Genomic DNA, 15308 nt, shown 5'->3' with positions numbered 1-15308 from the left:
GGAGAGACAGAGAATGATTGTTCAAAACAAAGAGACATACTGCTGAACATTCAAAAAATCACATCTCAGGCACAGGCTGAAATGAAAGCATTAATCTGGCAGCTGCGACCTGAAGGCTTAGAAAATGGGATTGTTAGTGCGTTAACTGCATACGGAAAGACACTTGGGTTAGAAGTCACCACCAGCCTGACTGGGGTATCTGTACTCCCGGCACATATTGAAGAAACGCTTTGGCGAATTGGCCAAGAGGCCTTTAATAATTGTAAAAAGCATTCTGGACAAACCAGCGTACATCTATTTATCCAACTAAGCAGCAAGAGGGTGGAAATGACGATTACTGACCCTGGTGAAGGGTTTTCCTATAATCCATCTGCTGTTTTTCCAACACTTGGACTTCAAAGCCTGCGTGAACGAACAGATGAAGCAGGAGGGGAGTTCACTTTAACTAGTTCACTAGGGAAGGGTACAAGCATTAATGTAATGATTCCCTTCTAGGAAGAGGGCATAGACGTGAAAATACGACTCATACTTGCAGATGACCATCATATTGTTCGAAAAGGTCTTGTTCTGTTCTTGGGTACACACAAAGATTTAGAAATAATTGGTGAAGCTGAAAATGGGTTAATCGCGATCGAGCTGGCGAAAACATTAAATCCTGATATTATCCTTATGGACTTATCAATGCCTATCCTTGATGGCATTGAAGCAACGAAAGCGATTCTTGCGGAAAATCCAGAGGCAAAGATTATGATTTTGACAAGCTTCTCAGATAAGGATCATGTGATTCCAGCTCTCGAAGCAGGAGCATCAGGCTATCAATTCAAGGACAGTGACCCGGATCAGCTTGTCACCGCAATACGCTCTCTCTATCAAGGGGAGAAACAACTTGACCCTAAAGTCACATCCAGTCTATTAACATACCTGCAAGGACAAAAAGAACATTCGCCTATTCAAGAATTAACAAAACGTGAAAAAGAAGTACTTAAGGAAATTACCTTAGGTAAAAGTAATAAGGAGATAGCAGCTGCACTTTTTATTACAGAAAAGACCGTAAAAACACATATATCTAATATTCTTTCAAAACTCTGTCTTCAGGACCGCACACAAGCTGCACTATATGCTGTCCGGAACGGTTTAGATCAAACAACTAACTAAGAAGACACCTAAGAGAGGCACACATAAATGACTGGAAAAACACATCTAATGGGCGGCGTTGCCGGGACCATTATCCTTATACATATGAATACATATGACCCGCTTTTATTTATTTCAGCAGGAGCGATTGGAGCTTTACTGCCGGACATTTGCCATAGCGGCAGTAAAATCGGCCGTAGATTTAAAGGCTTATCTAAACTAATCAATAAGCTCTTCGGACATCGAACCATTACGCATAGTTTATTGTTCTTAATCTTGATGAATATGTTAGTTGCTTTCTTAACAACTAATGAAGGAATACGTGTGGGGATCCTCATCGGAATGGTAAGCCATTTACTTTTAGATGCGGCTACTAAAAACGGGATTAAGCTCCTATATCCGTTGAAGCTGACGATACGTTTCCCCTTAACGATACGAACAGGTGATAAAGGGGAAGCAGTTGTCATGGCGCTGTTGAGTTTACTTGTTTTGTATTATTCAAAAGATGTATTAATTCATTATCTTTAATAAAGAAAGGCTGCATGTCTCTGTAGACATGCAGCCTTTCTTATATGTACCTGATTCGTTTATTCTTCGCCTCTAATAAATCCAAGAATGGAAAACACAGCAATGAATCCTACAATTAATAGAATTTTAATGGAGAGAACTAAAACGTCATCCATAGAGAAAACCTCCTGTTAACAAAGATAATGGCAATAGCTTACAAGCATTCCTTCAAATTATACCATAAAACACATTGGGAAGGGATGAAATACCAAGAGAGGAAAAAACAAACCCCTGCCCAATCTTGGGCAGGGGTTTTACCGGTCATAGTCCTAAGGCTTTTTTAGTCGCACCGCCTACAATTCCATCCGCTTTCAATTTCTTAGCTTTTTGAAAGCTCTTTACGGCCTTTTCAGTTCCTGGACCAAAGAACCCATCAATCCCATTGACGTGATAGCCTAGTTTTTCTAATTTCTTTTGTAATGTAACAACTTGCGGACCTGAGCTGCCTTTCTTTAATACCCCGCCAATACTAACAGCTTTGCTTGCAGGATTTCCCTTTACCTGGTAGCCTTTAGAGGCGGCAATCGCGGTAAACGTCTTCGAAGATGTAGTGATAATAACTGATGTATTGTAATTTACTTTACTATAAAGCCATACTACATCGTCATTATACATTCTAATACAGCCAGAACTTACATATTTCCCAATAGATGAGGGATTGCTGTTTCCATGGATTGCATAGGTATCGCCCTTTGTTTGTCTAGCGTTAATACCTAACCATCTTTTACCCAATGGATTTCTTGGATCTCCGCCTTTAATCTTTCCCTTATAATAGGGACGATTGACGATTTTTTTACAATTTTAAATGTACCCTCTGGAGTGTATGATGCCTGACGTCCGGTACCGACTGAAAAAGAACGTTGCAGCTGATTATTTTCATAGAAGGCTAGTTGATTAGTAGACTTGTTGATGATAATTAATTGTTTTTTCCCAGAAGCGGCTTCTGTTGTTTTTCCCCCAAACAATAGAAAGCAGGATAAAATAGAGACAATAGACAATATAACTAATTTCTTCATTGATCCCCGTCCTTTAATAAAAATATGTCTATTTATCTTATGATACGTATCTAAGATGATAACCTTTTTATCCATAATAAGCGGTTCACAATGTTTTTCTCCCCCCAGATTGAACCTATTCAAAATGCCTATAAAAATAGTATATATCCAAAACATGGTAAAATGCTTCATAAATAAACCCAGAAATTCCGACGTATTTTTTACAACGCTATTATGAGTGCACAAAATGGGCGGAAACAGGATACAATATAAGCATAACCTGGAAACAAAGGGAGGGCCTTATGAGTAACAAAAATGTAGACGATATTTTACAACAGGGAATTTTCGGTGCCAAGGAGCTTAAACCAGCAGAACGCAAAAAATACCTAGGAACCTTTAGAGAGCGCGTCGTAGCCGTATTGACACAGGGACAGGTACGAGAGAAGACCATCTATCGTGAACTGATCAAACGAATGAAAACATATAATGAATCTACCTTGCTGCTGAATGCGGATATTGATTATGAGTATTTAAAAAAATATGTTGATGCAGCGGTAGAAAATAAAATTCCCTACAAACTTGTTATGAATAAAGAAGCGGAAACAGAGATTGGTTTAGTTCTTGCGGTAGAAGATGCAATAGATCTAGAAGATATAGCACTCACCAGACCGATTGTTGAAAAACCAGCAGAAAAGCCAAAAAAGCGTTCATTTATCTATAAAATGATGCATTGGGTAAAAGGGAAGAGCCAAAATTAGCGTTTAAAAAAACGACCCGAATTCATGATTCGGGTCGTTTTGTTTAGCTTGCTTTTTTCTTTTGATTAGTTGCTCCTTGGCTTAACGGAGCATTTTTTAGATATGAAGCCCAATAAGCTGCAGAAACGAATATCGCTCCGCCAATCACATTCCCGATAAATACAGGAACAAAGTTAGCGAAATAATCTCCCCAGCTTATGCCGCTGCCAGCAAAGATCGCCGCAGGAATAACAAACATGTTGGCTACAACGTGCTGGAATCCGATGGCAACAAAGGCCATGATCGGGAACCAGATTCCAATAATTTTTCCAGAAATATCTTCAGCGCTATACCCCATCCAAATTGCTAAGCCGACTAGCCAGTTACAACCAATTCCAGATAATAACACTTGGATAAAGCTTGCATCAACTTTACCTTGTGCAGTTGCAATTGTCTTATGCAAATATGGTTCTGTCTCAGTTAAACCAACTAAATGGCCAAACACATACGCAACAAATAAGGCACCAACGAAGTTAGCTACAGTAATGATGATCCAGTTAGACATTAATTTAGAAAGTGTAACTCTTTTTGTGAAAAATCCCATAGCGACTGTCATCATGTTTCCTGTAACTAATTCGCCGCCTGCTATAACAACTAATATGAGTCCGATTGGAAAGACGGCTCCTCCGATTAAATTACCAAGTGTTGCCCATTCTGGAGGAAGGCCAGCAGTGATGCGAATTGAGAGCAGGTAACCAATAGAAATAAAGGCTCCTCCTAAAAATCCTAAAATTAGCATAGCGGTTAGTGAAAAAGATGCTTTTTTTACGCCATTATCGGCAGCAATTTGTGATATTTGCTGCGGGCTTTGAAATCCCATTGTGTTGCCTCCTAAGTATGATCAAAAATATTTATATAAACCCTTCGCAAGAAAAGGGATTACCCTAAACTGATAATTATTACCCAAAGAAAAGGACCGGGGGACAAACTGAACCCCGAATCCAAATTAGTAATCTGTTACTTTATTTGTCTTGATTTTTTAATTCTTGGCCCATTCCTTTTAAAAAGTGGATGCCAAATCCTAATGAACGATTAATGTCAGGATCTTTCATTACTTTCATTAAATCGCGGATACGAATTTGTTTATCCGTTTTTAAGAAATCACTGCCTGATTCAATTCCAGCCACTGTACTTTTAACAAGAGTGGTTGTTTTTTCAGGATCAGCAGCCATTAAAGCACCGGTTGCCCCCATAACTGTGTTCATCAGATTGGTTACAGGTTCACGTGTGACTTGACCTAATGCTATTTTAGTAATTTCTTCTTTTGCTAGAATCATTTTTTCAGCAGCTTCAAGAACACCCATTGAGTTGAGTTCACCGACAATACCCATTATTTTATTTAGGGAATCTTCATTGTCTGTAAGCAGTGTTTTTAATTCATCAAGCTTTTGCTGATGAATTTCTTCTTCAGTAGGAATATTTTTTCTAATAAACGAAATCGGTTCTGCCATAGTAAATTACACCTCTTGATAATTTGTTAGTTCAACATAACCTTCACGTGCCCATTTGCGTTGAACTTCAACACCATTTTGCGGGTTACGTTTTTTATTACGCGGATTGTTAGCAGGAAGTGGAGATTCTCCGCCTTTTTGATTGGATAACTTCCATCCGGACCTTCGTCTGCTTATATGCAGGCGTATGCGTACGATGGTCTACTGCTGGACCTGTTAAGAAGTTAATTGCTGAATCCTTTTTCGTTGAATTCATCGGTAAGAATAGTTCGTTTCCACTCACGCGATCGGTTACTAATACCGGTAATTTAAGCGCTCCATAAGGTGAAACTAAACGGATAACTGAACCAGTACTAATTCCACGTTCGTCAGCTAATTCAGGAGAAACTTCCACAAAAATTTCAGGAACTTTTCTTTGAATACCCTCTGATTTATTCGTCATATTTCCTTCATGGAAATGTTCCAGCATCCGGCCATTGTTAATATAAAGATCGTATTGATCTTCAAATTGAGCAGGTAATACCCAATCTGCAATAGCGAAGCGAGCTTTCTTATCAGGGAAGTTAAAGCCATCCACATATAACAGTGGTGTGCTAACCCCTTCATTGCTGCCCCATAAGAAACTGTTCCATCCTTCAAGTACGTCGTAATTTGCGCCGCTGAAGAGAGGAGAGAGGCTTGCCATTTCATCATAGATATCACTTGGATGTGAGTAATTCCAGCCAGCACCTAAGCGATTAGCAATTTCTTGAACAATCCACCAGTCAGGTTTTGAATCACCCAATGTTGGCAGTACTTGATATAACCGTTGAACACGACGTTCCGTATTCGTAAACGTTCCATCTTTTTCTAGTGATGGAGCTGCAGGTAAAACTACATCTGCGTATTGAGCTGTTCTTGATAAGAAGATATCTTGTACAACGAAGAAATCAAGTTTAGATAAGACATCATGTACATGGTTCGCGTTAGAATCAACGAGTGCCATATCTTCACCAGCTAAGAACATAGCTTTCATCTTGCCTTCATCAATCGATTTAAGCATTTGAATATTGTCTAAACCTGGTTTGCTATCAATCGTTACACCATACGCTTTTTCGAACTTAGCACGAGCTGCATCATCTGTAATATGTTGGTATCCTGGTAACCAGCCTGGAAGACTTCCCATATCACAAGCACCTTGAACGTTATTGTGACCACGAAGCGGATAAGCACCTGCTCCTGGACGACGGTAGTTTCCAGTTGCTAATAATAAGTTTGAAATAGCAGCAGATGTATCTGAACCACCTGTATTTTGTGTTACGCCCATCCCCCAAAGGATACATGTACCATCCGCATCACGGACCATTTCTGCAATGTTAATGATGGTAGCTTGGGAAATGCCGGTAACTTTTTCTGCATATTCTAATGTATATTTTTCAAGGCTCTTCGAATAATCTTCAAAGAAATTAACGTTTTCTGTAATGAAGTCTGCATCATGCCAGCCTTGATCAATCATGTATTTCGTAACAGCCATTAACCATACTTGGTCTGTACCTTGTTTTGGACGAACAAAGAGATCAGATCGTTCAGCCATTTCGTTTTTACGTAGATCTGACACGATTAATTTTTGGCCATGAAGTTTATGCGCACGTTTTACCCGTGTAGCAAGAACTGGATGTCCTTCTGCAGGGTTTGCACCGACGATGATTACTAATCCAGCTTTTGCAATATCTTTAATCGTTCCAGCATCTCCGCCCATTCCGACTGTACGGAACAAACCGTCTGTAGCTGGTGCTTGACAGTAGCGTGAGCAGTTGTCAACATCATTGGTTTCGAATACTTGACGTGCCATTTTTTGAATCACATAGTTTTCTTCATTCGTAATCTTGGAAGATGAAATAAAGCCGACTGAACCTTTTCCGTATTCTTGCTTAATAGAACCCAATTTGCTCGCAACAAGATCTAATGCTTCGTCCCATGAAGCTTCGACAAATTCGCCGTTCTTACGGATTAATGGTGTAGTTAAACGTTCTTTTGAATTGACGAAATCCCAGCCGAACTTACCTTTTACACAAGTAGAGATGGCATTAACAGGTGCGTCATGCGAAGGTTGAACCTTCAATATTTTACGATCCTTCGTCCATACTTCGAATGAACAGCCTACACCACAGAAGGTACATACTGTTTTCGTTTTCTTCGTCCGTTCTTCACGCATAGCCGCTTCAACTTCAGAAACAGCAAAAATCGTTGTGTAATCTGGTTCAACTGTTTTGATTAAGTCGATCATTGGAGTAAGAATATCTTCCTCAAGACCTGTCATAAATCCTGCTTCACCGAGCATTGATTTTTCCATTAGGGCATTACATGGACAGATTGTTACACACTGACCACAGCCGACACATGAAGATTCATTAATGGAAACACCTGCATCCCAGATAACTCGTGGACGTTCTGCTTCCCAGTCAATTGATAGTGTCTCGTTAACTTGTAGACTTTGACATACCTCTACACACTGACCACAGGCAATACACTGATTGGCATCATAGCGGTAGAAGGGATGTGTCATATCGACATCCACAGGCGTTACCTTAGGTGTATAAGGATACTCTTGATGTGCAATTTCCATCATTTCAGCCGTATTATGTAACTTACAATTCCCATTGTTGTTATCACAAACGGTACAATAAAGTAGATGGTTTTCAAGAATACGGTCCATTGCTTCCGTACGTGCTTCTTTGGCAGCTGGTGCTTGAAGATCAATAACCATGCCTTCTTTAGCAACGGTTGAGCATGAACGTGCTAGTTTCCCATCAATTGAGACAATACACGTATCACAAGTTTGGATCGGGTCAACTTCAGGAACATAGCAAATTTGCGGATGTTCAATTTTATTTTCATTAAGGATTTGCACGACAGTTTTGCCTTCCTCGGCAAAATACTGCTGATTATTAATCGTGACGGTGACATAGTTTGTTTCCATCGTTAAACCTCTTTCGTATAAAAAATAAAAAACCACCATAGACAACATAGAACCCGCTTTGGGCATCAGTGTTGTATATGGTGGAATAGTTCATTAGCAGATCTTACTAAAGTACCAATCCAGATAGCTTAAGAAAGTTCACATGATAGACCCTTGACAATTCACGAATTACCAAGGAACCAACAATGGTTATTATACAACTAGTTTCTTGATTAAACAATAATAATTATAAAAAGCCTTTAAGTACAATTAAACTAATGAAAAAGTCACATAATTAGGAATTATCTCAGTAAAACAAATAATACTCATTTTAAGATAAAGCCTTTTACAAATAGACCGTATACCTAGTAGGATAATACTGTAGACTTATTGTATACAGGGGAAAAGGGGTACAGACATGTCTAAAAAAGTTCATGAATTCAATGATATTATAAGAAAGCTCCGAAAAGATCTCTTCGGGAAAGGGCCTGAACGAATTCAGACCGTATTTGTCGACAACATGGTGATTTCTACACTCTATGGAAATTTAACACCAACTGAAAAATTCATTGCACGTTCGGAAGATGGACGGAACATGGTTCATGCCGCTAGAACCACCTTAATACAGGATATCTATAAAGATAAGACGCCTGAGGGCATGAACGAGCTTATGGAGGCAAAACTTGTCCATTTATTTTCTGATATAAAAATTGAGGAAGATATCGGCGTATCTGTTTTTGTATTTGATCGACCGATTTGCGGCCCGAAGGAGGGACAGTCATGAAACCAATAGAGATTAAACGGAAGGTCCTTCATTTTGAAAGTGGGAATGGAGAGTGGATTGAAGACCGAATTGTAACGGAATATGCGGTAACCGTAAAAATTAACGGTGAGGAATTTGTTACAATGGTTTGTTCACCTGAATATATTGAAGATATGGTGATTGGGTATCTTGCGTCAGAAGGAATCATTAAAAGATATGAAGAAATTGAAAATATTTGGGTCCAAGAGAACGAAGGATATGTGCATGTGAGCATTTCCAAAATTAATCCCTTTTATCAAAATTTCCAGAACAAGCGCTACATCACTTCTTGCTGTGGGATGAGCAGACAGGGATTCGTCTTTGTGAATGATGCCCTAACAGCGAAAAAAATGGATGCGATTACAATTAAAGTAACTCCTGATGATTGTTTTACGTTAATGAATAATCTTCAAGGCTCTGCTGACGTCTTTAAAAAAACTGGCGGCGTTCATAATGCAGCCTTATGCGATTTGGATGGAAATACAATTACACGAATGGATATTGGCCGTCATAACGCGCTTGATAAAATTTACGGCTATTGTTTAAAAAATAACATTGAAATTCGTAACAAAGTGTTAGTATTCAGCGGACGGATTTCTTCAGAAATTCTTTTAAAAGTAGCTAAAATTGGCTGTGAAATCGTTGTTTCAAAGTCAGCGCCCACAGAGCTTGCCCTGCAGGCAGCCGAAGAACTTGGGATTACAACGATTGGGTTTGTCCGACATTCATCTTTAAATGTTTATACATGTCCAGAGCGGATTATCCAGACAAACTGAACAAAAAAAGAGGAAAGCGAATCGCTTTCCTCTTTTTTTATATTTTATGTGGTCCCTGCCGCAGTCGATAGAATTTGCGGAAGTTCTTCACGAGCGTTTTAATAACTGCGTAAAGCGGGATGGCAATTAATATGCCGATAAAGCCGTATAACGTTCCGGCCGCAAGTAAGAGTAGTATAACCGTTACGGGATGAATATTTAATCTTTTTCCCATAACATTAGGGGTAATTAGGTTTCCCTCAAGTTGCTGAACCACCAATAGAACCACTAATACCTTTACAGCCATAATTGGATCTTGTTGTACACCGACGAGTAGAGCGGGGATGACCCCAAGAAATGGTCCTAAAAAAGGAACAATAATCAGACACATCGCAAACAGTGCTAGAACCAATGCATAATCAAGTCCAATAATGACATAACCAATATACATCATAATTCCATCTGCCAGCGCAATAATTGTTTGGCCGATGATGTAAGCGGAAAGTGTCTTGTCGACATCTTTTAAAATCACGTTTCCTTCATCTTCAACCTCATTAGGAATATATTTCAACAAAAAAGGACGAAGCTTGTCATCATCTTTTAAAAAGTAAAACAAAAGAAAAGGGACGATGATTAAAACAGTGGCAATACTGGTTATAGTAGAGAAGACAGTCATTAAGTTTCCACTCATACTTGTAAGCAGCTTTTGACCAGAATCAACTGCTTTCTGCCGTAGATCTTCATTTTGAAGCAATCCAAAATCGTGCTCCTTCAGCGTTTTTTCTGACGTTTTTGTAAATTCATCCATCTTATCTGGAAATTCTTGCGATAAATTACCCAACTGATCACTAAGCACAGGACCAGCGAAATAGCTTCCTAGTGTAAGTAAACTTAAAACAATTGTGAAAACAAGAATGATACTTGCCAGCTTCGGCATGTATCGTCCTAAGAATTTAACAATCGGTCTACTAATATAATAGAGAAGGCCTGTAATTGCGACGGGAAAGAAAATAGTGGCAATTGTTTTCTGAAATGGCCAGAGAAAATAATCTATTTTCCCAAATAAAAGGATAATTAAAATGGTTAAAATAATTCCTGTTGCATATTGAAAAAACGGTTTATGTATCCACACTTGGCATGCCCTCCACAAAATGTTGTTTGTCTTTCATACTTCCCTTTCTCTACGTAATGGTAAACTTTATCTCTAAAAAATAGCCTGAAAGCAGGAGAAATACAGGGATTTCATCCCTACAATCCTGAATTCAGTATAAAATGAAAATCTATGTTACAATATATTCCTACTATTTATCATTAAAAGAGGCGAAAAAAGAATGCAAAATACAGGATTGGTTTTAGAAGGCGGCGGGATGCGCGGAGTTTTCACCGGAGGAGTACTTCAATTCTTAATGGAAAAGGACATCTACCTTCCCTATGTTATCGGCGTATCGGCTGGTGCATGCAATGGATCGTCTTATGTTGCACGACAAATCGATCGCAACAAAATCGTAAACATTGATTATATCCGTCATCCAGAATATATGTCTGTGAAAAACTTGGTACGTAAAGGCGAATTGTTGGGGATGGATTTTCTCTTTAACAAGCTGCCCAATGAACTTGTCCCATTTGATTTTACTACCTTTAACCAAGCTTCAGACGAATTTATTGTCGGTACGACTGATTGTATGACAGGTGAACCCGTTTACTTTGATAAAACAACCTATCATCAAGATATACTAACAATTATCAGGGCGTCTAGCTCGCTGCCGCTAATGGCGCCTATTATCTCTTATCAGGGTCTAAGTCTATTAGATGGGGGGATTGCAGACCCTATTCCGCTCTTGAAAGCTGAAAAAGATGACTATAAAAAGAATGTAGTCATTTTAACGCGAAATAAAGGATATATGAAAGGACCGCAATCCTTTAGCTGGTATCTAAAACGTAAATATGCACCATATCAAGGATTACTTAGAGCCATTGCCCGTCGTCATCAAGTCTATAATGAGACGGTGTCATATATAGAAGAACAAGAAAAAAAAGGAAACGTATTTGTCATCCGGCCTTCAGAGAAAATTGAAGTCGGTCGAATTGAACGTAATCCAACTAAACTTACCCGATTATATGATCAAGGCTATAAAGAAGCCAGTCATCAATATCAGGCATTAATGGAATTTCTGACGTAATACAGAGAAAAGAAGCCGCCGTCTAGGAAGACGTCGGTTTCTTTTCTCCATAACGCTGGATATTTCCGGTAAAAGATTAAAAAATTCCGAAAATTTCGTGATTAGCACTTGAAACATCGTGGATAGAAGGAGTAAAATAAATTATAGTTTTAAAAGCACTACTAAATTTATTCAACAAGGGGTTTTAGTAATGAAGGAAATCGATATGGAGATCACGCTAAGTACAACTAAGAAAACAAAACCGCAAGCTGACAAATTAGAGTTTGGCAAGGTTTTTACAGACCATATGTTTATTATGGATTACATAACAGGCCAAGGATGGCATGATCCGAGAATCGTTCCGTATCAAAAGATTACGCTAGATCCCTCAGCTATGATTTTTCATTATGGCCAATCCGTTTTTGAAGGACTTAAAGCATATTTGACTAGTGACAAAGAGATTTTCCTTTTTCGTCCCGAGAAAAACTTCCAGCGGTTAAATAAATCGAATGAACGTTTATGTATTCCGCCTATTGATGTAGATAAAGTCCTGGAAGCATTGAAAGAATTGATTCGCGTTGACCAGGGTTGGATTCCTGATGCAGAAGGGACTTCTCTTTATATTCGTCCTTTTGTGATTGCAACTGAACCGTATCTAGGTGTAGCACCTTCAGACCGATATCAGTTCATCATCATTATGTCACCAGTCGGTTCTTATTATAAAGAAGGTATTCACCCGATTCGAATTGCTGTTGAACAAGCGTTTACTCGTGCTGTAAACGGGGGAACCGGAGAAGCTAAAACAGGCGGCAATTATGCGTCAAGTTTAAAAGCCCAAGAAGTTTCTGATAAAGAAGGCTATGCCCAAGTTTTATGGCTTGATGGAATCGAGAAGAAGTATATTGAAGAAGTAGGCAGTATGAACGTTTTCTTTAAAATTAATGGAGAAGTGGTCACACCTGCCCTTAATGGAAGTATCCTTCCGGGTGTTACGAGAGATTCCATTATAGAATTACTTCATCATTGGAACATTCCCGTCTCTGAACGTCAAATATCTATGGATGAAGTGTACCAAGCACAAAAAGCGGGCACTTTAGAAGAGGCCTTCGGTACGGGTACTGCTGCCGTAATTTCACCAATCGGCGAATTCCTTTGGCAGGGAGAAAAGTTATCTGTACAAAATGGTGAAACTGGCGAGCTGTCAAAAAAACTCTATGATACCTTAACAGATATCCAAAATGGAAGAAGTGATGATCCGTTTAACTGGATTACAAAGGTGGAGCAAAAAGTAATACAAAATTAAAAGGAACAAAAGAAGCCTGCAGCTGTCTGCAGGTTTTTTTTGTTCCTTTACACAATCATACCGGTGCGTATACCAACAGCAACCGCTTCAGACCGGTGACGGACACCCAGTTTTCGCACGGCAGAGCTCAAGTAATCGCGAACTGTATATTTACTAATAAAAAGCTGTTCTGCTATTCCATTAATGTCGTACCCATTCGCAAGATGCTGTAAGACCTCTGATTCTCGTTTGCTAAGTATTCCTGCTGTTACAACCAAGGGCGGCGCTGCAGCTAACGTGACATACTCTGATAATTGACTGATGACCTGATGAAGTAATTCTGTGGAACCATTAAATCCGTCGAGCAGAAGAAATCCCGTTGAAACATTTAAAATTGTAATGGGAATAACAATCACAGAAGTTAGATTATATTCATGAATAATCTGTTCAGGAAAAGCTGTTTGGGTTTCGTGTGAGTTAATAAACAAAGGGGTGTTTTGAGTAACAGCTTGATAAATGGGTGGAATACTATGAACATCTGTTTTCATGCTCTCGAGGGTTGAAATCTGTTCTTTTTCAACGAGGTAAATCCCTTCAATGGATGACGAAAAAGGTGAATAACTAAAAATACATGCACGTTGGAATGGGAAGTAAACGCTGCATCCCCAGACAATTAATTCAGATTTCTTCTTCATATCCGTTTGAATCTGGATTTTTTTAAGAAAATCCTGCAGATGACCTTCTATCATTCGACAGTTTCCCTCCCTACATTTTCAGGTATTGGTTAGAAGCTAAGTCAATAGTACAATAAATTGTAAGCACTTACAATTTTATGGTAGTAAAAAACAAAAGGGGGATCAGTAATATGGTACATGAAAAAATGCAAACCACCAGCACATTAGGATTACGTGAAGATTCAATGCCCTTCAGACTTTATCAAAAAGCAAAGAAATTTGGAATTTGGAATCCATGTGATATTGATTTCAGCCAAGATATCGAAGATTGGAAAAAAATGACGGAACCTCAACGAGAAAATATTCTTCAACTTATCTCTCAGTTCCAAGGTGGTGAAGAAGCAGTCACACTCGATCTCCTGCCGCTCATTATGGCAGTTGCTAAAGAGGGACGGATTGAAGAAGAAATGTACCTCACAACCTTTTTGTTTGAAGAAGCTAAACACACTGAGTTCTTTCGAATTTTCTTAAATACGATTGGGGAAACAGGCGATTTAACTGTTCATCATTCTGATAAATTCAAAGAAGTTTTTTATGACATGCTGCCAACCGCTATGGAAAAACTTCTGACAGACACATCTCCAGAGGCAATCGCTGAAGCATCAACGGTTTATAATATGTTTATCGAAGCCGTTCTAGCCGAAACAGCTTATTTCGGTATCCATAATTCGCTTGAAAAGTCAGGATTAATGCCTGGGCTGACTAAAGGAATGAGCCTAATCAAACGAGATGAGTCACGTCATATCGCCTACGGAACTTTCTTAATTCAGCGGATAATTTGTGAGCATCCACATATTTACGACTTAGTGGCTCAAAAGATGGGTGAACTGACTCCTTATGCGATCCAGCTAAATAAAGAAGGAACGAAAAACAGTGAAGAACATCCTTTTGGTGTGGATCCTGATGCAAGCATGAATTTTACGATGCGGCAGCTTTCTCTGCGGATGGAGATTCTCTCACGCGCAAGAGGGAAAAAGATTGAAGAAGTTTACAAATCAGAAATCTCTGATTACGGGGTACAAGAAGAAGTAGAAGTATAAGCATATTACTCTACTAATATCATACTATTAAAGGACTCGCTTCCATGAGTCCTTTTTTTGTCTGTTTCAAAGATTGGAAGTACGGGTATCTAAAATTATCATGATACCAAAAGGAGAAGATCGCATGCTTACAATGAAAAATACGCTTTTACGAAAAGAAGATATGACTAATCCAGAAATAGTTCCCGAGTGGGTAATCAAAGAGTACCAAACTTTTCATGACACAGTAACGGACAAAACCTTTCCCTGTTATTTTGGCATGAAAGCGGAAAATAAGGGAGAGCTTCGTTACGCCTATATCACCCGTGATGATTACTCGAACCTGCCAAGCGCAGTCGAAAGCTTTCTTAAGCTCTTTAATGAACCACCCTATATACGTCATGGTCTTTTCGTTTTTGTTGAACCAGAACCGGTAGAAGGGGATCTTGAACATTACCGGAAAAACTTTTGGGACATTCTTCAATACCTGCACGAACATGATCCGAAAGACTGGCCTAAAGAAAAACCAAAAGACCCTGAGCACTTTTTATGGGACTTCCATTTTGATGGCGAGCCAATATTTATCTTTGGTAACGCACCCGCTTATAAACAAAGAAAAACGCGGGATCTTGGGAACAGTCTTGTTCTCGGCTTTCAACCTCGAAAAAATATTTG

General features: G+C 39.0%; 16 protein-coding genes and 1 pseudogene. 10 read left to right on the top strand and 7 right to left on the bottom strand.

All coding sequences use genetic code 11. The features are described 5' to 3' along the window. The 3 genes from WYK_RS24785 to WYK_RS03710 all read left to right on the top strand — a co-directional run. A partial coding sequence (locus tag WYK_RS24785) for a sensor histidine kinase (RefSeq protein ID WP_040373255.1) occupies positions 1-495 on the top strand: 495 nt, incomplete at its 5' end. Between the two features lie 15 nt (positions 496-510). Further along, positions 511-1155, top strand: coding sequence for a response regulator (locus WYK_RS03715; RefSeq protein WP_040373254.1), 645 nt, complete (start codon positions 511-513; stop codon positions 1153-1155). A gap of 27 nt (positions 1156-1182) precedes the next feature. Continuing rightward, positions 1183-1662, top strand: coding sequence for a metal-dependent hydrolase (locus tag WYK_RS03710; RefSeq protein WP_040373253.1), 480 nt, complete (start codon positions 1183-1185; stop codon positions 1660-1662). Positions 1663-1962: 300 nt separating this feature from the next. Here WYK_RS03710 and WYK_RS25435 read toward each other — a convergent pair whose 3' ends face one another. Further along, positions 1963-2433: a L,D-transpeptidase family protein gene (locus WYK_RS25435; RefSeq protein ID WP_268870034.1), complete on the bottom strand. Its 471-nt coding sequence runs from the start codon at positions 2431-2433 to the stop codon at positions 1963-1965. Continuing rightward, the gene (locus tag WYK_RS25430) at positions 2415-2717 is read right to left on the bottom strand and encodes a L,D-transpeptidase (RefSeq protein WP_268870032.1); all 303 of its coding nucleotides are present in this window, start codon (positions 2715-2717) and stop codon (positions 2415-2417) included. Before WYK_RS25430 ends, WYK_RS25435 begins: the two co-directional genes overlap by 19 nt. Positions 2718-2998: 281 nt before the next feature. On the opposite strand from WYK_RS25430, the gene WYK_RS03700 reads away from it, so the two are divergent. After that, on the top strand, positions 2999-3454 hold the full coding sequence (locus WYK_RS03700; protein ID WP_040373252.1) for a YueI family protein: 456 nt from the start codon (positions 2999-3001) through the stop codon (positions 3452-3454). A gap of 43 nt (positions 3455-3497) precedes the next feature. On the opposite strand, the gene WYK_RS03695 is transcribed toward WYK_RS03700, so the two are convergent. The 3 genes and pseudogenes from WYK_RS03695 to fdhF form a co-directional block, all read right to left on the bottom strand. Beyond that, entirely contained in the window at positions 3498-4313 is an 816-nt protein-coding gene (locus WYK_RS03695) for a formate/nitrite transporter family protein (RefSeq protein ID WP_051387299.1), read from the bottom strand. Positions 4314-4455: 142 nt separating this feature from the next. Beyond that, entirely contained in the window at positions 4456-4944 is a 489-nt protein-coding gene (locus WYK_RS03690; RefSeq protein ID WP_040373251.1) for a helical membrane plugin domain-containing protein, read from the bottom strand. A gap of 6 nt (positions 4945-4950) precedes the next feature. After that, positions 4951-7903: pseudogene (gene fdhF, locus WYK_RS03685) on the bottom strand (formate dehydrogenase subunit alpha). A 397-nt stretch (positions 7904-8300) separates the two neighbouring features. Here fdhF and WYK_RS03680 point away from each other — a divergent pair. Both WYK_RS03680 and fdhD read left to right on the top strand, forming a co-directional pair. Next, the gene (locus WYK_RS03680; RefSeq protein WP_040373250.1) at positions 8301-8666 is read left to right on the top strand and encodes a Na-translocating system protein MpsC family protein; all 366 of its coding nucleotides are present in this window, start codon (positions 8301-8303) and stop codon (positions 8664-8666) included. Further along, entirely contained in the window at positions 8663-9460 is a 798-nt protein-coding gene (fdhD, locus tag WYK_RS03675) for a formate dehydrogenase accessory sulfurtransferase FdhD (RefSeq protein WP_040373249.1), read from the top strand. Before WYK_RS03680 ends, fdhD begins: the two co-directional genes overlap by 4 nt. Positions 9461-9497: 37 nt before the next feature. Here fdhD and WYK_RS03670 read toward each other — a convergent pair whose 3' ends face one another. Further along, positions 9498-10571: an AI-2E family transporter gene (locus WYK_RS03670; protein ID WP_040373248.1), complete on the bottom strand. Its 1074-nt coding sequence runs from the start codon at positions 10569-10571 to the stop codon at positions 9498-9500. A 199-nt stretch (positions 10572-10770) separates the two neighbouring features. Here WYK_RS03670 and WYK_RS03665 point away from each other — a divergent pair, with 199 nt between their 5' ends. Next, positions 10771-11619 carry a patatin-like phospholipase family protein gene (locus WYK_RS03665; protein ID WP_040373247.1) on the top strand — a complete coding sequence of 283 codons (849 nt, stop codon included), beginning with the start codon at positions 10771-10773 and terminating at the stop codon, positions 11617-11619. 190 nt (positions 11620-11809) lie between these two features. Then, positions 11810-12901 carry a branched-chain amino acid aminotransferase gene (locus WYK_RS03660; protein ID WP_040373246.1) on the top strand — a complete coding sequence of 364 codons (1092 nt, stop codon included), beginning with the start codon at positions 11810-11812 and terminating at the stop codon, positions 12899-12901. Positions 12902-12948: 47 nt separating this feature from the next. Here WYK_RS03660 and WYK_RS03655 read toward each other — a convergent pair whose 3' ends face one another. Continuing rightward, complete coding sequence (locus WYK_RS03655; protein ID WP_040373245.1) at positions 12949-13629, bottom strand: response regulator transcription factor; 681 nt, start codon at positions 13627-13629, stop codon at positions 12949-12951. 116 nt (positions 13630-13745) lie between these two features. Here WYK_RS03655 and WYK_RS03650 point away from each other — a divergent pair, with 116 nt between their 5' ends. Both WYK_RS03650 and WYK_RS03645 read left to right on the top strand, forming a co-directional pair. Continuing rightward, entirely contained in the window at positions 13746-14654 is a 909-nt protein-coding gene (locus WYK_RS03650; RefSeq protein ID WP_081704745.1) for a R2-like ligand-binding oxidase, read from the top strand. Positions 14655-14778: 124 nt separating this feature from the next. Next, the coding region (locus WYK_RS03645; protein ID WP_040373256.1) for a YqcI/YcgG family protein at positions 14779-15308 on the top strand (530 nt) is incomplete at its 3' end.

The organism is Peribacillus psychrosaccharolyticus ATCC 23296, from assembly GCF_000305495.1.
GTDB classification, from domain to species: Bacteria; Bacillota; Bacilli; order Bacillales; family DSM-1321; genus Peribacillus; species Peribacillus psychrosaccharolyticus.
The sequence above is the reverse complement of the archived record's forward strand: the minus strand, read 5'-3'. Positions and strand labels throughout refer to the sequence as shown.

Bases quoted from the DNA above. Each gene is read 5' to 3' on its own strand.
- fdhD (WP_040373249.1), top strand. From the start codon at position 8,663: ATGAAACCAATAGAGATTAAACGGAAGGTCCTTCATTTTGAAAGTGGG.
- WYK_RS03665 (WP_040373247.1), top strand. From the start codon at position 10,771: ATGCAAAATACAGGATTGGTTTTAGAAGGCGGCGGGATGCGCGGAGTT.
- WYK_RS03710 (WP_040373253.1), top strand. From the start codon at position 1,183: ATGACTGGAAAAACACATCTAATGGGCGGCGTTGCCGGGACCATTATC.
- WYK_RS03695 (WP_051387299.1), bottom strand. From the start codon at position 4,313: ATGGGATTTCAAAGCCCGCAGCAAATATCACAAATTGCTGCCGATAAT.
- WYK_RS03690 (WP_040373251.1), bottom strand. From the start codon at position 4,944: ATGGCAGAACCGATTTCGTTTATTAGAAAAAATATTCCTACTGAAGAA.
- WYK_RS25430 (WP_268870032.1), bottom strand. From the start codon at position 2,717: ATGAAGAAATTAGTTATATTGTCTATTGTCTCTATTTTATCCTGCTTT.
- WYK_RS03680 (WP_040373250.1), top strand. From the start codon at position 8,301: ATGTCTAAAAAAGTTCATGAATTCAATGATATTATAAGAAAGCTCCGA.
- WYK_RS03660 (WP_040373246.1), top strand. From the start codon at position 11,810: ATGAAGGAAATCGATATGGAGATCACGCTAAGTACAACTAAGAAAACA.
- WYK_RS03700 (WP_040373252.1), top strand. From the start codon at position 2,999: ATGAGTAACAAAAATGTAGACGATATTTTACAACAGGGAATTTTCGGT.
- WYK_RS03655 (WP_040373245.1), bottom strand. From the start codon at position 13,629: ATGATAGAAGGTCATCTGCAGGATTTTCTTAAAAAAATCCAGATTCAA.
- WYK_RS03650 (WP_081704745.1), top strand. From the start codon at position 13,746: ATGGTACATGAAAAAATGCAAACCACCAGCACATTAGGATTACGTGAA.